The sequence below is a fragment of the Bacillus sp. FAU20 genome (assembly GCF_056033865.1).
On record NZ_JBVYHY010000026.1, the window covers coordinates 1 to 20,849 of the forward strand.

21 protein-coding genes are annotated in these 20,849 nt (G+C 35.0%); 20 read left to right on the top strand and 1 reads right to left on the bottom strand.

From position 1 onward, the window contains the following. The 19 genes from AC0OM3_RS21900 to AC0OM3_RS21990 all read left to right on the top strand — a co-directional run. A partial coding sequence (locus AC0OM3_RS21900) for a terminase TerL endonuclease subunit (RefSeq protein WP_474213050.1) occupies positions 1-1,671 on the top strand: 1,671 nt, incomplete at its 5' end. Positions 1,672-1,685: 14 nt separating this feature from the next. Continuing rightward, positions 1,686-2,882 (top strand): phage portal protein, encoded by a 1,197-nt coding sequence (locus AC0OM3_RS21905; RefSeq protein ID WP_474213052.1) that lies wholly within the window; start codon positions 1,686-1,688, stop codon positions 2,880-2,882. Continuing rightward, positions 2,863-3,579, top strand: a complete 717-nt coding sequence (locus tag AC0OM3_RS21910) for a head maturation protease, ClpP-related (RefSeq protein ID WP_046946242.1) — start codon at positions 2,863-2,865, stop codon at positions 3,577-3,579. Before AC0OM3_RS21905 ends, AC0OM3_RS21910 begins: the two co-directional genes overlap by 20 nt. A 42-nt stretch (positions 3,580-3,621) precedes the next feature. After that, positions 3,622-4,785 carry a phage major capsid protein gene (locus tag AC0OM3_RS21915; protein WP_046946241.1) on the top strand — a complete coding sequence of 388 codons (1,164 nt, stop codon included), beginning with the start codon at positions 3,622-3,624 and terminating at the stop codon, positions 4,783-4,785. A 140-nt stretch (positions 4,786-4,925) separates the two neighbouring features. Further along, positions 4,926-5,213 carry a hypothetical protein gene (locus tag AC0OM3_RS21920; protein WP_033693053.1) on the top strand — a complete coding sequence of 96 codons (288 nt, stop codon included), beginning with the start codon at positions 4,926-4,928 and terminating at the stop codon, positions 5,211-5,213. Then, the gene (locus AC0OM3_RS21925; protein WP_033693052.1) at positions 5,203-5,559 is read left to right on the top strand and encodes a phage head closure protein; all 357 of its coding nucleotides are present in this window, start codon (positions 5,203-5,205) and stop codon (positions 5,557-5,559) included. The genes AC0OM3_RS21920 and AC0OM3_RS21925 overlap by 11 nt, the downstream gene beginning before the upstream one ends. Next, complete coding sequence (locus AC0OM3_RS21930) at positions 5,552-5,953, top strand: hypothetical protein (RefSeq protein WP_229172752.1); 402 nt, start codon at positions 5,552-5,554, stop codon at positions 5,951-5,953. The genes AC0OM3_RS21925 and AC0OM3_RS21930 overlap by 8 nt, the downstream gene beginning before the upstream one ends. Further along, entirely contained in the window at positions 5,940-6,368 is a 429-nt protein-coding gene (locus tag AC0OM3_RS21935; protein WP_080345789.1) for a hypothetical protein, read from the top strand. The genes AC0OM3_RS21930 and AC0OM3_RS21935 overlap by 14 nt, the downstream gene beginning before the upstream one ends. Beyond that, positions 6,369-6,953: a hypothetical protein gene (locus AC0OM3_RS21940; protein ID WP_033693050.1), complete on the top strand. Its 585-nt coding sequence runs from the start codon at positions 6,369-6,371 to the stop codon at positions 6,951-6,953. It abuts the gene before it with no gap. A gap of 71 nt (positions 6,954-7,024) precedes the next feature. Beyond that, positions 7,025-7,486, top strand: coding sequence for a hypothetical protein (locus AC0OM3_RS21945; RefSeq protein ID WP_000867962.1), 462 nt, complete (start codon positions 7,025-7,027; stop codon positions 7,484-7,486). A 26-nt stretch (positions 7,487-7,512) separates the two neighbouring features. Beyond that, the gene (locus AC0OM3_RS21950) at positions 7,513-7,650 is read left to right on the top strand and encodes a hypothetical protein (RefSeq protein WP_204312318.1); all 138 of its coding nucleotides are present in this window, start codon (positions 7,513-7,515) and stop codon (positions 7,648-7,650) included. A gap of 14 nt (positions 7,651-7,664) precedes the next feature. Further along, positions 7,665-9,245 (top strand): coiled-coil domain-containing protein, encoded by a 1,581-nt coding sequence (locus tag AC0OM3_RS21955; RefSeq protein ID WP_163051890.1) that lies wholly within the window; start codon positions 7,665-7,667, stop codon positions 9,243-9,245. A 507-nt stretch (positions 9,246-9,752) separates the two neighbouring features. Then, a complete protein-coding gene (locus tag AC0OM3_RS21960) occupies positions 9,753-12,593 on the top strand; it encodes a phage tail family protein (RefSeq protein WP_239460906.1) in 2,841 nt (946 codons plus the stop codon). Between the two features lies 1 nt (position 12,594). Beyond that, positions 12,595-13,278 carry a phage tail domain-containing protein gene (locus tag AC0OM3_RS21965; protein WP_046946239.1) on the top strand — a complete coding sequence of 228 codons (684 nt, stop codon included), beginning with the start codon at positions 12,595-12,597 and terminating at the stop codon, positions 13,276-13,278. Continuing rightward, complete coding sequence (locus tag AC0OM3_RS21970) at positions 13,278-15,683, top strand: phage tail spike protein (RefSeq protein ID WP_046946238.1); 2,406 nt, start codon at positions 13,278-13,280, stop codon at positions 15,681-15,683. Before AC0OM3_RS21965 ends, AC0OM3_RS21970 begins: the two co-directional genes overlap by 1 nt. A gap of 14 nt (positions 15,684-15,697) precedes the next feature. Beyond that, entirely contained in the window at positions 15,698-16,879 is a 1,182-nt protein-coding gene (locus AC0OM3_RS21975) for a BppU family phage baseplate upper protein (RefSeq protein WP_046946237.1), read from the top strand. An 80-nt stretch (positions 16,880-16,959) separates the two neighbouring features. Beyond that, complete coding sequence (locus AC0OM3_RS21980) at positions 16,960-17,199, top strand: hemolysin XhlA family protein (protein WP_001115042.1); 240 nt, start codon at positions 16,960-16,962, stop codon at positions 17,197-17,199. Positions 17,200-17,239: 40 nt separating this feature from the next. Beyond that, positions 17,240-17,470: a phage holin gene (locus tag AC0OM3_RS21985; protein ID WP_046946236.1), complete on the top strand. Its 231-nt coding sequence runs from the start codon at positions 17,240-17,242 to the stop codon at positions 17,468-17,470. A gap of 16 nt (positions 17,471-17,486) precedes the next feature. Beyond that, entirely contained in the window at positions 17,487-18,305 is an 819-nt protein-coding gene (locus AC0OM3_RS21990; protein ID WP_046946235.1) for a GH25 family lysozyme, read from the top strand. A 122-nt stretch (positions 18,306-18,427) separates the two neighbouring features. Here the strand turns inward: AC0OM3_RS21990 and AC0OM3_RS21995 are convergent, their stop codons facing one another. Next, complete coding sequence (locus AC0OM3_RS21995) at positions 18,428-18,685, bottom strand: hypothetical protein (protein ID WP_000560126.1); 258 nt, start codon at positions 18,683-18,685, stop codon at positions 18,428-18,430. 378 nt (positions 18,686-19,063) lie between these two features. Between AC0OM3_RS21995 and AC0OM3_RS22000 the strand changes: the two genes are divergently transcribed. Next, positions 19,064-20,725 carry an RNaseH domain-containing protein gene (locus AC0OM3_RS22000; protein ID WP_474213060.1) on the top strand — a complete coding sequence of 554 codons (1,662 nt, stop codon included), beginning with the start codon at positions 19,064-19,066 and terminating at the stop codon, positions 20,723-20,725. Positions 20,726-20,849: the final 124 nt, after the last annotated feature.

The following is a 20,849-nucleotide window of genomic DNA, read 5'->3' on the forward strand; positions in this document are numbered from 1 at the left end:
ATGTCTAAGAAATCGGCAACATACCATCCATATATCGATGAATATATGAGTATGGTAGAAAGTGGTCAAATCAAATCATGTAAAGAACAAAAATTATTAATGAAATATGTTCGGAAAATGTTAAGTCGAGACGACATCTACTTCAATGCTAAAGCAGCAGAAGATTCTATTAATGTTCCTGCTAAATATTTTCCGTTTGAATTATTCCCATGGCAAAAGTTTTTAAATGCATTGATGTATGGTGTGCGCTTCAAAAAAGATGATCGTATTGTATTTGATGAAGTTTTAATATTAATGGGTCGTGGTGGCGGTAAAACAGGTTATATGGCATATGATTCTTTTTATATGATGACCGGACATCATGGTATTAATAATTACGATATTGATGTAGTTGCAACCAGTGAAGATCAAGCGAAGAGAACATTTACTGATGTATATAATGTTATAAGTACGCCATCTTTTAAAGAGAAGTTTAAAAAAATCTTTAAATGGACATTAGAAGAAATTCAACATAAAAAAACAAATTCAGTGATGAATTATAACACTTCCAACTCTCGGACAAAAGACGGTAAACGTACTGGATGTGTAATTTTTGATGAGGCACATGAATACGAAAATTACGATAATATCAATGTCTATACAAGTGGTCAAGGTAAAGTAAGAGGTTCCCGAATCATTTACACCACCACAGATGGACACGTAAGAGGTGGGCCACTTGATGATTTAAAAGAAACAGCAAAATTAATTTTATCTGGCGAGATTGAGGACATTCATTTCTTACCATTCATTTGTAAGTTAGATAGTGAAGGCGAGGTTGATGATCCAGCAAATTGGGAGAAAGCTAATCCTTCTTTACCATACAATGATGAGCTAAAGATAAAAATGAAACGGGAATACCAAAAGATGCAACGTAATTCAAAATTGCGAGTCGAATTTATGACAAAGCGTATGAATATTCCAATTTCAAATATCTTAGAAACAGTTTGTACCTGGGATGAATTAGAGCGAACAAATCAACCAATACCAGATTTGTCTGGATTTGAATGTATTGGTGCTGTGGATTTTGCACAAGTACGAGATTTTTGTGGAATGGGTCTATTGTTTAAAAAAGATAATAAACGATATTGGTTACATCATTCTTTTATTAATCAAGTTGCACTAGATATTCAAGATATAAATATGGATGTTATCCGAGAAGCGGAAGCGAAAGAATTATGTACGATTATTCGAACTGAAAAATCTATTGATCCACATCGGGTTAAAAATTGGTTCTTAGAAATGGCTAAGAAATACAGAATTAAAAAGATTTGTATGGACTCGCATCGTGCAAGTGTATTAGGTCCTGTACTTGAAGAAGCAGGTTTTGAAGTCGAGATTGTAAGAAGGGGACATATTACGCATTCGAAATTATCGCCACTTGTTGATGATTTATTTATCAATGGGAAGTTAGTATTTGGTGATGACTTATTAATGCGTTGGTATGTATGGAATACTTTCAAGGATAATAAGAACAATGGGAATATTGAATATGCAAAGATTGATCCAGAGAAGCGGAAAACAGATGGTTTTCACGCTTTTTTACATGCTCTTAATTTAGATAGTGAATTGAAAGAATCTAATGCTTTAACAAAAGAGAATGTTAGAAAGATATTTAGATCATTTAATGTGTAAAAGGTGGTGAGAATATGGGATTAAGAGAATGGATAAGCGGATTTCTAGGAAGTAATAACACGATTACTTTAAAGGAATGTCTTTATGAATTGAGTGTTGATTATTATTATAAAAAATTAGCTGTAGAAAGTTGTATTGATTTAATAGCTAATGCTCTAACTAGGAGTGAATTTCAAACGTTTGAAAAAGGGAAAGAAAAACGTGGTGAGAATCATTATTTGCTTAATGTACAACCTAATCAAAATCAAAATGCATCAGAATTTATGCATAGCTTAGTTAATCACTTAATTATGGAAAATGAATGTGTAGTAATTATGCAAAATGAATGTGTAGTAATTATGCAAAATAAGCAATTATATATTGCAGATTCGTTTGATATTACTAAGTTTGCGTTAAAAGAAAACATTTATAACGATATAACAATTGGTGACTTCACCTTTGATAAATCATTTAATGAATCTGAAGTATTTCATTTTAAATTAAATGACCGCAATATTATGCAAGTCATAGATGGAATGTATAACAGTTTTGGGAAATTGCTTGCATCGTCCATTGACTATTATAAAAGAAAAAATAATAAGCGCTTGTTAATTAAAGGTGATTTTCTAAGAGCGCAAGATCCAGAAACGCAAGCCGCGATTGATGAAATGTTTGAAGGTCAGTTAAAAAATTGGTTTAACGCAGATAAAGTAGGTTCCGCTTTTCAATTACAAAATGGATATGAAATTGAAGATATGAGTGATAGTAAAAACGGCGTAGCAAACAATAGCACAAGCCGTGATATTAGCGATTTAGTCAGTGATATATTTGGTTATGTAGCAACGGCTTTTCATGTGCCTATCGGCATTTTAAAAGGTGATGTGGCTGATATTGAAAAGCAAATGGATTCATTTTTAGCATTTTGTATTAATCCGATTGCTGAATTGATACAAGATGAATTTAATCGAAAGATGTACAAAAAAGAAGAGTATTTAAAAAGAACATATTTAAAAATTGATACAACAAAAATTAAGATGGTTGATATTACGAAATTATCAACCGCAATGGATAAATTATTTGCTATTGGTGGTCTAACAATTAATGATGTGATAATGATGCTTGGAAAAGAGCCTATTGATGAAGAATGGGCAAACAGAAGACATGTAACAAAAAACTATCAAGAAACGGATTCACTGGAAGGAGGTGAAAAGGATGAAACGTTACAAGAATGAAAAATATAACCATCTAGCTAATGTTCAACATGCCTTTAAGGCAGAAGCGAAAGCTGATTCGCTGGACATAACGATTTATGGTGATATTGGTGAATCATGGTGGAGTGATTCTACATCCGCAGTTGATGTTGAGAGAACATTAAAAGCTACTTCAGCAAATATTATTAATATCAATTTGAATAGTCCTGGTGGGGATGTATTCGATGGAATTGCAATTTATAACCAACTAAAAAATCACCCGGCAAAAATTATCATTAACGTAGATGGACTGGCCGCAAGTGCCGCATCTATTATTGCAATGGCAGCAGACGAACTAATTATGAATACAGGTTCTATGTTAATGATTCATGAAGCCTCTACATGGACTTGGGGAACAAAATTAGATATTCGCAAGACATTGAATGCTCTTGAGGGAATTGATAAATCGCTTGCGGATATTTATATGACCCGTTATCAAGGGGAACGTTCAGAAATTGAGACAATGATTGCGAATGAAACATGGTTTACTGCCAATGAGGCAGTAGAGATTGGATTGGCTCATAAAGTAAATGAACATGTAGAAGATGACGATGTGGTAGATCCAGAGGAATTTAAAAATAATGTACTTCAGAAATTCCGAAATAAAAATAACCAACAGAATGAACCAGTAGCAGCAGGTTCAACTGAAAATATACTTAACAAATTTAAGCGCGCGTAAAGCAGTGCTTTTTTTATTGTCTTAAAAACAGGAGGGAATAAGATGACTATTAAAAATTTAGATCGTCCGATAATCGAAAATAAAGATCAACAAATTAATAATGTAAAAGAGGCGCTTGAAACAGGTGATGCACAAGCGGTAGCGGCACGAATTGTCGCAAATATGGAAAACAATATGCAACATTTTCAAGATATGATGAACGATGTAATTAATGAAGCACAACAAGCAAAAAATGAAAATTGGGATGCTCAAGTGTTGGCCTCTCGCGGTGTGCGTGTTTTAACAAATGAAGAAAAGAAATTTTATAATGCATCAATTGAAGTTAAATCATTTAGCGAAACACATCAATTGATGCCGCCCACTGTTTTCGAACGAGTTTTTGAAGATTTAGAAAAGGAACATCCGTTACTTTCTCTTGTTAATTTCCAAACCGTAGGAGCAAAGACACAATGGGTTGTTAGAAAAGAGGGCACTACGACAGCGTTTTGGGGTGATGTATGTGACTCAATTAGAGAGATGATTGACGAAGGTTTTGAAACAATTGAAGAAGGAATGTACAAACTTAGCGGATTTTTAGTTGTATGTAAAGCTATGTTTGAACTAGGTCCTGAGTGGTTAGATAAGTATGTGCGTGCATTTATGAAAGAAGTTGTAGCAGAAGAATTAGAAAAAGTTATTGTTATAGGGACAGGGAAAAAACAACCAATTGGTATGATCAAAGATTTAAAAGGATCAGTAACAGATGGTATTTATCCAGATAAAAAGAAAGTCGTTTTAGAAGACTTTACTCCTGTAACAATCGGTAAAAAAATCTTAGCTCCTACTACTAAAGGAGGAACGAAACGCTATACAGGGGTAACGCTTATTGTGAATCCTTTAGATTATGCAACAAAATTTTTCCCGATTGGTGCAAAACGTAAAGATGATGGTACTTGGACATATGATAATTTTGGAGTGCCAGGTTTAACGATGGTCCAGTCGCCAGCCGTCCCATTAAATACAATGATCTCTGGTAAACCGAAAGATTACTTTATGGGAGTTGCTTCAGAACAACGTTTAGAGTCAGACGATACAATCCGTTTAATTGAAGATCAACGTTTATATCTCGTTCGTCAACTCGCAAATGGTCGTCCGTTAGATCCTGATTCGTTCACTGTATTTGACATTACAGCGCTAGAAGCGAAAGAAGGCACTACAACGCCCTAATCCATCCTCTCCTGTTGAAGAGAGGAATTATTCAGCATTAACGAAGGTAGAGATTCAGTCTTTATTAGATCAAAGTGCTATTGAATACAAGTCCAATGCAACAAAGGCTGAACTTATCACTTTATTAGAAGGGGATGCGAATGGATGAGCTTTTGAATGAACTAAAAGATGTTCTTAAAATCACCTGGAATGAAGAGGATGCTAGTTTAATAAAACTTTTGGAAAAAGGAGAGGCGTATTTGTTGGGTTTAACAAATGCGTCTTTTGATTTTTCAAAGGAGCTAACCCCGAAAGATTTGTTGTTAGAACGTTGTCGTTATGTTTATAACAATGCAGGTGATGAGTTTGAAAAAAATTATAAAAATGAATTATCCAGGCTTATTTTAGATGTGGCTTTAGGAAAAGTTGGTGTAATCAATGGTTCTTAAATCGTATAGAGAAACCTTAAATGACGGATTTCTACAATACGGATATAAAAAAACAGAGCGTTCAGAAGAGGGTAAAAGAATAGGTGAGAAGTTTCATGAAGAAGGGAAGCTTGCCTATAAAGTGATGTCTTTACGGGACAGTGATTACAAAATGGTGGGCGTTTTAACAACGGGATTAGATGTAAAAGTTAAAACACTGTATCCACCTTCCTTTAGAAAAATAAATAAAAATAAACTTAAGGTATTAATGGATGGAATCGAATATGACGTGATTAAAGCGGATTATGATTCTAACAAACAATACCTTTTCTTTTATTTGCAGCAGGCGGTGAAATCTCGTGAATGAAAAATCTAAAAAGCTTATGAAGGAGCAGAGAAGTGGCATTAAAAAAGCCCTTGAAGACGGATTTAAGCTTTTAGTTGTTGAGGATGAACTAGCAGAAGATGAAGAATCGCAGTTAACAGAAGAGGGATACCACTGTTTTATTTTAGAATATGGTGAGTTTCAACCGTCTTCTAATGAGCGTACAATTTCTCAAAGTATATATGTCAGTTATTTATCGGAAAATCAATCGAATTTAGATGAGCAGGTCATTGATATTATTTCGTGGGTTGGCAAGGTGAAAATGGTATCCTTTGTAGTTTCTAAAAGCGATCGCCTTCAAGTGAAAGATACAGATCGTTTTATTGATCGTGTTGTTTTTACGTTTAAGAGGGTGATTCCAATTGAGTGCATTTGAGCTTGATTATGAAGCGATAGAAAAGCTTGAAGAAAAAATGCGGTTATTACCAAATAAGATGGAACCTACAATCAATACCATCCTCCACACGGACGGTATACGAATTGCAATAGAAGAGATTACAAAGCTTATTCCGGTATCTCGTTCTAAATGGAGTGTTCGAAATAAAACCCATGCCAAAGATAGCAACTGGTCAAAAAGCGAAAAGATGAATTTAGGTTTTAGGATATTAGCCCGTGGTGGGTCAGCTAATAAAAAAGGATCGTTTGGTTATCTAGTATTCCCGAACGAAGGAAGGGGTTCACATAATCCCTTAGAACAACGATTTGCGGAGCGTGGGATTGTAAACGCTAGGCCAAGAATTTTAGGAGAGCTACACCAAGGTGTAGATAAAGTATTGGAGGAGGAATTTTAAATGGTTAAAGTAATTGAAGAATTTGATTCCGTGTCGATTGCGAATGCAAGTATTCAATTTAAGAAGAAAGGAACGCAAGAGCCAGGAACAAAATTTGGATGTGTAGGATCAATTGAAGGTGAACCAGAAAACAAGGAAATGAAAAAAACATGTGGTGGCGTGACTTTGAAAAAGAAATCGAAAACCACGGAACTTAAAGTTACTGTTTCAGCGCATATTCCTGTTAAAGTAGCAAGAGATTATTTTGGTTTTAATACAACTGGATTAAAGCCGGGTGTATGGGCGTTCGGTAGTGATTCAAAGGGATATGATTTTGTGTTTACGGCTGATGTAGTAGATGAGTTTCAAGATGTTGTAAAACTTATTGCGTTTCCAAATTGCTCAAACTCTACTGGCTTTAAATTTGCTATTGCGAATGGTGAGGAAGAATTGGCAATGATGGAATTAGAATTCTCGGCCTTACCAGATGATTTAAATAAATTCTATTATGAAGCGTTCGTGGATGAATTAGCAGATGCAACAGTCGCTCAAAAATGGCATACACAATTTAATTCAGCTCTAGTGAAAGGAACAACTTCAGCTTAAAGCCCTAGTTTCATATAGGGCTTTTTCTTTTGGATTTAAATGAGAAGAAAATGAAAGTGAGGAAATCGCAGATGAAAGTTCAAAAAATAACATTAAAAGAAGTGGAATTTAAAAAAGTAGATGGTGAGTATGAAAAGAGTTTTGTTAACGAACAGGACTATCCAGCATTTTTAACAAATTATGCTTTGAAAAAAGGCCAAGAAGAAGGGCTTATTACTAGTTCGATTATTGCTGATATTGTGAAATTCCAAGCATTAGATGGATTAAGAAATGAGGATAATAAAGATTTATCAGCTTTAGAACAAATCGATCAAACAAGTATCCATAAGGTAATTTATATGGCGTTTAAAGGCGCAAACCCAAAAGAGAAGTTAACATTTGATGATTTCTTACAGAAGTATCATGATTCATTAGCAGAATCTATTGAACTATATACGAAACTTGTTGTGGATGTAATCAGTCAAGATCCAAATCAATTTGCGATAGCGTTCCAAAAAAGTACAAATAGCGGCGGTAATGGTGAAAAAAAGTAAAAAATCCAGACATAAAAATCGAATGTGTGGAGGATAAATACGTCTTGTATTGTCTAGTCTCTGGAATAGATCCAGAGACTTTTTGGCATGAGCCAATTTCGTCTGTTGAGCGTATTTACGCAGGGATTACAGCGTTTGAAGCATGGCGTAACAATCCCAAGTAAAGGTAGGTGAGAAAATGGCAAGAAATAATTCGGAAGTTGAAGTTATATTTAAAGCGCAAAATAAAGATTTTAATGATGCTATGAAGGGCATGAATCAGGAAACTAAAAAACTTCGTCAAGAAATGAAATTGCAAGAAGAGCAGATGAAGTTAAATGCTACTGATTCAGAAAAACTACAAGCAAAGCTTCAAAACCTTTCCCAACAGTATGCAGTTGCACAAAGGGCTACGCAAGCAACGGCTGAACATTTACAACGTGCTAAAGAATTGTACGGAGAAAATTCTACTGTTGTAGCAAAGTTGGAATCAAAGTTACGAAGCCAACAAATAACAGAACAACAGTTAGCGAATAGTATTAAACAAACTTCTGAAAGTTTAAAACAGGCGAGAGATGCTGAACAGGAAAGAACGAGCGAAACAGCTAAGGCAGCTCAAAAACTGAAAGAGATAAAAGGACAGGAAGAGCAGTTGCAATCTTCTCTTTCTAAGTTGAATGCTCAATACGAGTTACAAAAAGCAACGCTTGGTGAAAATGCTTCAGAAATAGAAAAGTTACGTTTGAAAATAGATAATCTTGGAGAGCAACATACTGTTGCAGCTAGTAAAGTACAAAATTATCAAAAACAGTTAGATCAAGCCAAACAGCAGTATGGCGAAAATGCTAGTGAAATCCAAAGGTATGAAACGCAGCTTATACAAGCTCGGACAGCAGAACAACAGTTGCAGAATCAATTAAGTGTGACGAATAGAAGTTTGCAGGAACAAGAAAATGCAACGAAACAATTAAAGACATTCTTTGATGCGACTGAAACGAGTGTAGACCATTTTGCAAATGCATTAGGGAATAACCTTACAAACGCAATACGAAACGGTACGGCGACAGCCAGGCAGTTAGAGCAAGCGATTCAAATCATCGGTCGTGAAGCATTAGGTTCAGAAGCAGATATTGAAAAATTACAGCGATCTCTTCGTTCTATAGATGATGGGAACTCATTACAACAAGTTCGAAATGATTTGAGGGACCTTTCACGAGAAGCGGAGAGAGCATCGCACAGTTTCAAAGAATTAGATATTGGTTTAGAAAATATTCTAGGTGGATTAATGGCTGGTGGTGGTATTTCAGGAGCCATTGAGCAAGCACTTGATACCTCTAAATTAAAAACAAAAATTGATGTTTCTTTTGAAGTTCCAGCATCCTCTAAAAAATCAGTAGAAGAAGCGGTTCGCGGTTTAGAAGCTTATGGTGTTGATGTGGAAGAAGCACTTGAGGGTACACGTAGACAATGGGCATTAAATCAAACTGTCAGTGATAAAGCTAATGCTTCCATTGTAAAAGGAGCAGGAGCCATTGCAAGTGCCTATGCAGGTATAGATTTTACTGAGTTAATTCAAGAAGCGAATGAAATCGGTAATGAATTAGGAATAACTAGTGATACGGCTTTAGGTCTAACAAATCGTCTGTTAAAAATCGGTTTCCCTCCTGAGCAATTGGACATTATCGCTGAATATGGTGGGCAGCTAACACGAGCAGGTTACAATGCTGAAGAAGTACAAGCGATTATGGAGGCTGGTGTTGATACAGGTACCTGGAATTAGAGTATAGTTCCCTTGTATGGCGACATACAATGAAAAACTCCTTTAATTCAGTGGAACTCTCAAATGAGACAATACTGAGCGAAGCCTTTTAATTAAGGAACGTGCAACGACTAGTCGAGAGACGTAGGGTGTAAGCAAATGACACTCGAAACGGGGAGCAACTCAAGTAGTTGAAGATATAGTCTAATCTATACGGTGACGTATAGCAGTTCATAAGAACGGGCGTGACGTTGCGAATCACGTTGAATATAAATGATTGATAATCTCTTAGATGGACTGAAAGAAGGCCGTATTAAAGCGGCTGAATTTGGTCAAGGTGTCGACAAGTCTATGAAAGAAGCTCTTGAAGGCACTAAAATTTCGGCTGATCAGTTAGAAAAGTGGGGGCAATCTGTGGCTAAAGGCGGTAAAGAAGGTTCGGCAGCTATGACAGAGATTGCTAAAGCATTGGCTAGTATTGAAGATGAAACAAAGCGAAATGAGATTGGTGTTAAGCTTTTCGGAACGATGTATGAAGATCAAGGCCAGAATATCACCAATACACTTATTAGCGCTCAAGATAAAGTTATAGATTTAAACAAGAATCAAGAACAACTAAATGAAATGATTAAGAAAATGGATGCCAGCCCAGCTGTAAAGTTTCAAAAAGCTATGAACGACTTGAAAATGGCACTTGAACCTGTTTTGGGAGTCATTGCTGATGTAATAAGTGCTTTTGCGGGCTTCGTTTCGGAACACCCAGCGTTATCAGCAGCTATAACAACAATTGTAACAGCGCTCGGGATTCTTGTTGGAGCATGTATGGCGTTAGCCCCAGTATTTGTCACCTTATCCAGTATAGCTGGTATATTGGGTGTGAGTATTGGGGCTGTTGCTGGTCCAGTTGCATTAGTAGCAGGTGGAGTGATAGCTGCATCGGCGGTTATTGCTGGATTGATTATTTGGATGCGAAATTTATGGCAAACCAATGAAGGGTTCAAAAATAGCATTACGAATGTAATTGAAAGCGTTCAAAACTTTGGACACGCATTATCTTCACTAGGTAAATATCTATTTTATACGGCTGTTGATGGAGATTATTTAAATGATTGGATTACTCATTTACCAAAAGGTTTTCAAAATGCGGCTGAAATAATAGGGTTGGCAGTCAGCAAGATACGTGAAGCTTGTCTTCATCTTTTTGATGCAGTAAAAGCTGTTTTTTCGGGTGATTTTAGTCAGTTAGGTGAAATTTTTAAAACCATTGGTCCTACTATAGCGGGAGCAATTATTGGTGGGCTTCCCGGTGTTCTTGTATCTGTATCTCGTTATTTGCCAGCTATTGCAGAATATTTGAATGCAAACTCAGGAATTATTATTGAAACTATTACGAATATCTTTACTAATATAGCCAATTTCGTAACAACAGCATTACCGCAATTTCTTGAAGCCGGATCACAAATGATTTCAAGCCTTGTGAATGGTTTGGTTGTAGCGGCTCCAATTATGCTTGAAGCCATTGTTGGTATTATAAATACAATTTCGCAGATGATTGCTACCTATCTCCCTATGATTGTTCAAACGGGAATACAAATCATTCAAACTTTAATTTCTGGGATTGTACAAGTCTTACCTACTCTGATAGAAACAGGACTTCAATTGATTCTAACTTTAATAAACGGAATTATGCAGATGCTTCCACAGTTAATCCAAATAGCTGTAACGATTATTCAAACTATTATTAATGGAATTATGTCATTTTTACCCCAGCTAATTGAAATGGGAATAAATTTATTAGTTTCATTAATCACAGGAATCACACAAGCTTTACCTATGATTGCTTTAGCGATTATTACAGTCATTACAACTTTAATTGAAGCCATTACAGCGAATTTACCTATGATAATTGAAGCTGGTGTTAAGGTTTTAACTAGCTTGATAGACGGAATTATTAAAATGCTACCGCAACTTATTGATTTAGCGATAAATCTTATAACCAAAATAGCAGATACTTTATTAACAAACTTACCTAAAATAATTGAATCCGGTGTAAAGATTTTAATGGCCATTATTGATGGAATTGTACAGGTGTTACCACAACTTATTAATGCAGCGTTAGATTTAATTGTCAAAATAGCATCCACATTAATTGTAAACTTGCCGAAGATACTGGAAGCTGGTGTGAAAATTTTACTTATGTTGATTGCTGGGATTGTAAAGGTGATACCGGAATTAATTGCCGCAGCATTAAAGCTAATTGTTACTTTGGCAGGAGAGTTAATTAAGAATCTACCTAAAATCCTTGAAGCTGGTGTTCAACTGATCTGGGCTTTAATAAAAGGTATTGTGAGTATGGTAGGAAAATTAGGTTCTACAATCGTGACAGATATTGTACCGAAGATTGTTGATACATTAAAGAAGATTGATTTATTCAAGATAGGTAAAGATATTATAAGTGGATTGATAGACGGTCTAGGTAGTATGGCTGGTAAAGTGTTAAGTAAGGTGAAATCTATTGGTAACGATATTCTTGACGGTTTTACTTCCTTCTTCGACATCCATAGCCCTTCTCGAAAAATGCGAGATCAGGTTGGTAAACAAGTTGGTGCTGGGCTTGCTGTTGGTATGGAACAATCAATGTCAACAGTTCTTGCGGCAGCTAAAAACTTAGCAAATTCAGTGTATACGGTATTAGAAACTACGTTAAATACTTTCAATAGCTCCACTTTAAACGACATGAATAATAACAATCCTCTTCGGAGCTATTTTGAGGCAATATTGGAAGATGGTGACTATCTTAATGATTGGATTACCCATTTACCCGTAGACATGAGGGATGCACTTAAACAAGTTGGTAAAGAGCTTGAAGGTTATGATGTTAATAGTGGTATGAGCGAAAATAATCCTGTTGCTCGTTATATTCGTAGTGTATTAGAGAGTGGAGATCCTTTTCAAAAAATATTAGAAGAGGAATTTGTAGAGTCTGGAAAGTGGTTGGAGATAGGTAAGAAAGTAGCTGGTTTTAGAGAGCAAATTTTTAGAGACTTTTATAATGCTCCAAACCAAAAGACAAACAAAAGTAATGGGTTACAATCCGCACTTAATAATATTTCAAACATGGTTGATGATACTTTTAAAAAGTTGAATTTATATGGGATAAACAAACAAGATAACATCGCTTCTAATCTGTCAGCATTAGCGACAGGAGCGGTTCAACCGATTGTTCAACAAATTGATAGTGGTCCTGTAGAAATTAATTTTTATAACACAATTAATAATGAACGTGATGTTGATCGTATGTTTGAAAAAGCAAATGATTGGTTTGCTGAGCGTGGTCGTAATGTAAAAATAGGAATAGGGAGGACTTAAATTGCTAGACATAGGTATCGATAATCAGTTAGCAAGTGACTATGGAATATGTATGGTAGAACGCCCTGTTATTCCTACAGCAGAACAGGAAGTAGAACATATTGAAGTGTCGGGTAGACATGGTTCACTTACAAAAAAAGGGGCGTTTAAAGACGTCCCTTTAAAAATAAAGTTCAATATGCTTGAAGATGAGAATATTAAGCCACTAGTTCGGCGCATGAAGGCTTGGTTGATGAATGGCAAGACACTATATTTTACAGATGATGATGTGTATCGAAAAATTAAACATGTTGTAGTAGGTGATATTGCAAATGAAATTGAAGAACACGGTGAGTTTGAAGTCGACTTTACGCTTGATCCGTTTGAGTATACGGAAGATGTAAACATAATGTTGAGTACTCCTGGATCTATTTATAATCCGGGTACAATGGAATCAACTCCAATGTTGTTCGTTGCAGGGAATGGTACATTTCGGATTTTTATTAATGATGTTTCTTTTCAGATTAAAGATGTAAATGGTTCTGTTGTAATAGATTCAGAATTATTAGAGGCATACAGTGGTACGGTATCAATGAATGATAAGATGATTGGTGGTTTTCCAGAACTCCAAATAGGAGAAAATAAAATAGAGTGGTCAGGTGCTATCCAATATATTTCAATTCAACCAAGATGGAGATATAAATAATGATTACTTTATATAAACCAAATGAAACAGATTTTACGCATAACGGAATTGGTGTTTTAGATAAACATATTTATAGTGCAACTGTTGAGGAAGAACTCAACGGTTTATTTGTTTTTAATTTTAATTATCCTTTATTTGCTCCATATGGAACGAAGATTGACGGAATGAGCATCATAAAAGTTCCTACTCCTGATGGGGATCAGTTATTTCGTTTGGTGACTCCTAAAGTGAGCATGGGGGAAATCAAAGCGGTTTGTTATCACATTTTTTATGATTTAACGGAAAACTTGATTGAAGATATATTTATACAGCCCACAAATGGTAGTGGGGCTATGGCTAGGTTATCATCAGGTTGTCAATATAAGCATCCTTTTACTTTTTATTCTGACGTAATGAATATATCCACCGCACGTATTGTTCGAAAGAATCCAGTGGAAGCAATGTTGGATACGAGTCAAGATAATTCATTCGTGAATCGATGGGGCGGGGAATTAAAAAGAGACAACTTCGATGTTAAGATGCTGAAAAGCCGAGGAGCTAATCGTGGAGTAGTAATAAGACATAAAAAAGATTTGTTAGGTTATGAAGGAAGTGTGGACTGGAAAAGCCCTACTACCAGAATTATGCCGCAAGGGTTTGACGGATTGTTATTACCAGAAAAATATGTAGATAGTCCACTGATTAATAAGTATCCACATCCGAGAATACGAGTGATTGAATTTAATCATATAAAAGCAGCTATTGGTAAAAATGCAAATGATGAAGACGCAGTACCTGTAGAAGAAGCATATAAAAGGTTACGTCAAGCCGCTAAAGCTATGTTTGATATCCAGATGGTAGATCAACCGAAAGCGACATATAAGGTTGAATTTCAAGAGTTGTCTCAAACAGAGGAGTATAAAGAATATAAAATTTTGCAGCGTGTCTGGATGGGCGATATTGTTACAGTTAAACATGAGGAAGACGGTATTGATATTCAAGCAAAAGTCATTGCGTATAAATATGATCCGATTAAAAAGGAATATATCAATGTAACCATTGGTAACTTTAAAGAATCTTTTACAGACATGGCGGGTAAAGTAGATCAAATTCAACAAGATTTATCAAATATGCCAGGGTCTTTACTTGATGCAGCGAAAGAAAATGCAACAAAGCTAATCAATTCAGGATTTGGTGGAAATGTTCGTGTATATCCAGACCGAATTCTAATCATGGATACAAAAAATGAAATGACAGCTTCAAAAGTGTGGCAGTGGAACATAAACGGGTTAGGTTATTCATCAAACGGGGTAAATGGTCCGTATGAAATAGCAATGACAAAAGATGGGCGTATTGTTGCGGATTTCATTACTACTGGAGTATTGAATGGAAATTTGATTCGAGGCGGAGAAATAACAGGAACCACTCTTAGAACTTCTGACGATTCCAATTATGTTTCTATTTCCAAGCAATTCATTAGATTAATGGAATCGTATATCACTCGGATTTTCATGGGCTATTATATAAATCAAAGTAATGTCATGCAACCCACTATTGTATTAGGTGGCAACAATGATATAACAGCAACGCAGGGTGCAGTGTTAGTTTATCAACTCGAAAGTTCTCCCAAGTCAGGAGGAATCGGAATATCGAATGGATACCTAAATGGTGATCCAACAAGAGTCTATTTTTCAGCGGCTCTTGCGTTTAATCAAAATGGACATGCGGAACTAAAAGCGGATCAAAGCCTAGAACTAGAGTCAAAAGCATCCTATGCTTCTTTGAGAAGTCAAAATAATCTTTTTCTGGAAAGTAGAACAGGTGGTGCTTATTTCACTGCAAAAGAAGGGTTTAATTTCCGCCAAAATGGAGATCGAGTTGTTGATTTGAAGTTGACACCTGGTGGAGATAGTGACATCGTATTTCAGAACATCTTATTACGGAACAACAGAAATTATGAAAGTACCTATGTGCAAGTGAAAAGTGCTGGGGGAACTTATTTCAACGGTGTTTTAGCAGCAGATTTTAAAGTATCTTCTAAAAAGAAATATAAAACAAATATACGTGATATTAAATTTGATGCGTTAGAGAAGGTAATGGGCTGGGAAATTAAACAGTACAACCTTAAGACAGAAGTAGCCGAGTTGTATGATATGCGTATGAAACGTAAAGAAGGAGATCCAATCCTTACAACAAATGATATTACAACTCATTATGGAGTTGTGCTTCCAGATGAATCAAAAGAAAATGGTGTTGGCTTATATGGGATGATTGCGCAGACTGTTAGAGCATTTCAGGAGTATGTAGCCAAAACAGATGCTAGAATCGAAGAATTAGAGCCAATAAAGCCTAAAGGAAATATAAAACACAGGAACAAAGTAAAACGTCAAAGAAGACCGCCTAGACGCGTGAAAAGGAATAGTTAGAGAGAGGTGTAGTCATGCGAAATGAGGAAATTATTATAGATTTAGCAGATCCTGTGTTTACCAAAACAATTCGTTCGAGACAAAATGATAAAAACGGCTTGAAGATTACTGTATATGTAAGAGAAAAGGGGCAAATTGTTGATTTAACAGGGTATGCAGTGAAGTACGAAGCGATTAATCAAATTGGACTATTCGTTCGAGATGATGCCCAAATAGTTGATGCAAAGAATGGTGTGTTTTCATATACGTTGTCCTCGCATGCTGTTTCCACATCGGATGATTGGACAGCCTATTTTGTGATGGAAAAAAGTACAGAACGAATGAGTACACCAGACATTCGGATTACATTAAGACGGGATGTAAAAGAAGGTAATATTAAAATCGAAAACTATATTTCTGAGTTTGAGATTATTAAGAAAACGTTAGACGAGTTACAACAGAAATTAAATGCTATGGATGTTGTTAGGAAAAGCGGAGACACCATGCCTGGCAACCTCTTGTTTGACAGGGCAGGTACAACCAATACTAACAAAATAGCATTCTCTACAGCGGGAGTTGAAGAGCTCAACTTCTACCAAACAGGGGATGGTTATTATGGGATTAGGGATGTTAAAGGAAATCAAGGCGTTTGGGATTATAATCGTAACAATAAAACGTTTAATGTTTCTGCTAATACAAACCTTGTTAAGAAAGCCGGCGACATCATAAATGGATTACTTGAATTTAAGATTGATAACGCAATTGTGCTAGGAAGTCGTTCTTTTAAATCAGTTATTCATAAGGGTTCACAGGGAGAGTTGATATTTGCACCTTCCACAAAAGAACAAGGTGACTCTTGGGATTGGTCCAAACGAGTAGAATTTCGAACTGATGGGACAATCAGACAAGGGTATGATACAGGATGGATTAAGCTTCCTACAACTGGGGTAGAGAATGTTGCTAACAGAGATATGAAATATAAGAGAAGTGGTGAAAACATTAGTGTAATTGGTTCAGTTCGAAATCCTCAAAATGAGGCAGTATTCGCTACACTACCAGTTGGATTTAGACCTGTACAGCACATTGCTTTTCCAGCACTGGCATATGGATATACACCCGCAGTTTGTGAAGTTACAATAAAACCTGATGGGGGGATTTTCGTGAATGGTGTTCCGAGCGGGAGTACTGTTCATATTGCAATGAACTTTTTAATTTAGATATTACAGATTAAGCGTGCATAAGCAGGCTTTTTTATTTTGTATAAAATAGGGCTTTTATTTGGAAAGGAGTTGAACCAATGCCAGAGCAAAAACATGATGATTTTAAAGAGCTATTAGTAGGATTAACAAGGGTAGAAACAAAGTTAGACACACTTGGTAACGTTAAAGATGTTGCGATTGAAGCGCAGCAGTCAGCGAAAAGTGCTCATTTACGAATTGATCGATTAGATAAGTTAGTATTTTGGATTGGTACTACAGTAGTTGGAGCTATTATCACTGGTGGGATAATGGCTCTTTTTAAATTCGCAGGAAAGTGATCGTATATACGGTCACTTTTTTTTGAAAGGAGGTGAGAATATGAAAAATCTTGATGTAGCATCAATTAGTCGCTATGTCGTATTGGTGATTGCTGTGATTAATAGTGTCTTAAATCTTGTCGGATACCAAACGATTGATGACAAAATCACAAACGATTTAGTAGCTGTAATTACAGGTGTATTCACTTTGTATATGGCGTGGAAGAACAATTATTTGAGCAATAAGGGACTACAACAAAAAGATGTATTAGAAAAAAATAACTTACACTAAAAGGAGATGTTCAATAATGGGACACGTTGTAGATATTTCAAAATGGAATGGTAATATTAACTGGCCTGTGGCAAAACAATACATTGATTTCATCATCGCTCGTGTACAAGATGGTTCGAATTATGTAGATCCATTATATAAGGGATATGTACAAGCTATGAAGCAACATGGTATTCCTTTTGGTAACTATGCATTCTGTCGTTTCGTTTCTGAGAATGACGCACGTGTAGAAGCTCGAGACTTCTGGAATCGTGGAGATAAGAGCGCAACAGTCTGGGTGGCTGATGTAGAAGTGAAAACAATGGATGATATGCGAGCAGGTACACAGGCTTTTATCGATGAATTACGTCGATTAGGTGCTAAGAAAGTTGGTTTATATGTTGGTCATCATATGTATGCTCCATTCGGAATGGTAAATGTAAAATCTGACTTTGTATGGATTCCTCGTTATGGTGGGAATAGACCAGCTTATCCATGTGATATCTGGCAATACACTGAAACAGGAAATGTACCTGGTATTGGAAAGTGTGATTTGAATGAATTAATAGGAAGCAAGTCGTTAGATTGGTTTACAAATAAATCGTATAAAGAAGAAGGAGTGGAGATTATCGTGAACAAACATAATAAGGTGGTTTCTTATGAATTTGGTGTAAATTTAATTCCCGAAATGATTCAAATGATGGATAAGCTTGGATACACTTCAAAAATTGTTTCCCGAGGAGATCGTCAGGGGCTTGTTTATTTCGAGTCGGATTATGGTCAAGGTAGCGAGCTAGATAAAGCAACAGCATGGTTAGATGCTAAAGGATTAAATTATTACTATACAAAAGAATAATTTGGTGAGAAATAAAGTGCATAATAATAGCAAAGGTAAAGCATACTATGTAACAGCAAATGAAGCCTGTGTGTATGTAAAGTAATTAAAAAGCTGACAATAATTAGTCAGCTTTTTAATTACTATAATCTAGTATTTATCAGTCCGAAAGGCATGTTCTTTGCCTTTAAGTTGGTACTGAAAATCTTACCAATGTTTCTTTTTACAATGGCAACAAATAAAGAAACAGTTACAACGACACTTATTTCGATTGAACTTCCAATCATCATCACAATGGTGCTTGTCTTTAGATTTCCACCAATCGTCATCACAATGGCGCTTATCTTTAGATTTCCACCAATCATCACAACAATGATTTTTCTTAGAACTCCAGCAATCATTATTCCAGGACATTCTTTTATACCTCCCTTCAATTAGGGTTAGTATTATTCTATGTTTTAGTAAAAAAACTGCTTGTTTATTAACCTATTATTATACTTTTATATGATAGAGAGCTTGCTACTAGATATAGAATTCATAAAAACTATGCTAATTTTCATGGGAGAATAGAAGAAATAAAAAAGTGCTAACAAGTTTGCAAACGAACTTGCTAACACTTATACGAAATAGACATAAATTATCGCTGATATATCATCTTCAATAATAGCCATAATCAATTAATACACACTAACAAGAAATAATCATAAAAACAGTCTTAATATCAAGAATATAATCATCCAGATATTCCTTTACTTTTAAGACGGAAACGAGGCATGATATTGATTTCTATCTCAGAGTTTGCGTCAAATAATAAAAAAATCCGGTTTGTAAAGCTAAAAATACAACAAGCTACAACCGGTATGAAATGGATTAAGATATTTAGAAATTTAAAAGATGATTTTCAAATAGGGGGAGAGGTGGATTTAGACCATATTCTCCAATATCCGAAAGATTATATTGTAGGAGAAAATAAAAGGGTGTTATTTCCATACAATGAGAGAATTTATAAAGTTCAAGGTACTAAAATAGAACCGGGTATAAAGGTAAAGGAAAGAGAGTATTTATTTAAAGAATTTCAGCGTAAATTCTCTTATTTCACAATACTTCCAGAATGTAAAAAGATAGCAACAAATAACAAAAATGAATTATTTCCTTTATTTGCACCAAAAGGATTAGAGACATTAACATTAGAAGTTTGGTCTGAAAATATAGCGCTGGAAATAGAACAAGCATTACTTGAGAGTGAAATTGTTTTGACTAAAGTTGGTGAAAATTCTTATGTATTGAATACAGATTTTCCAGTGTTATTAAAGATTGTGAGATATAATATTGAAAAGGTGTTACAAAATCCATATAAAATGCAATATTGCCAAAAATATAAAACAAATCTTGTAGATGATGTTAAGAAAGCTGTCTATGCTACCGCGGGTAAGCGCAGTGATGCGACATTAGCATTAATCGCAATGAAAAATTGTGATGGACGCGAAAAAATTGATCCAAAACAAATCATTAGAGAGGGATTTGCACGAACAAACCGTATTTCAACATTTATTAATTTATTTATAGGCCAAAGTGTATCTCGTAAAACAATTGTAAATAGTATTTTTAGTCTATTAGAACAAAAAGGATTTTTGAAGCGTAGTTGGAATAAGATAAATTTACCTTGTACATATGTTAGTTTATCAATTGAACGAATATCGAAATTTGATTTCTTACCTATTTTTTCAAAAATAAAAGGAAAAGAAATTTTATATAAATTATATGGGAATACAGAGTGGCAAACGATTGATTACGTAATATTAAATATAAATAAACATAATGCATTTTTACCACAACCATCAAAGAGAAATGATATGGGGGCTCTTTTTAAACAATATGTTTTCGAAACATTAATGGAAATTGTACAATATGCAAAAGAACAAAATGAACAAGTTTACTTCATTGTAGATGCAAATTTGAGAAAATATTGGATAAAAGAGTTACAAAATAAAGAAATTAATACAGATATTTTACCTGATATTGTTCCAGAGGTGTTAAAGGTTCCAAATTTAAATATTATTAGAATAAATACAGGTTTTGATGTACCAAGTTACGGTGTAATAGTACGCGATGATGCTCTAGATAGCATTGGCTTATATGCAGATCAAAAAGGGATGTATTATAGCACTGGTGAATATTCACTTAATTGTAGTGGGACTTTTCATCGATATATACTTGAAATTCTACCATTAGGTGTAAAACCTGTAGAAAGGGATTATATCGCTAAAATGATACATTACATGTGCTGTAATTCTAGTATGATTTCGAAAAAGAATGTACACTTGACATATTCCATGCATATGGAAAAGGTAATAAAGAGTTATATTACTGACATAGACGCAAGAGAGTTCAAAGAATTTGATGATGAATTGGATGTAGATGTAGTAAAAGTAGAAAAGTAAGATTCAATTACACTACTTTAAATACTAGTAAACAAATCCTGCTCGTTATATCGATTAGGATTTGTCATTTTTTTATGTAAATAAGGATATCCTTTGTCAAGTATCTTTTCGTTTACATATTTAC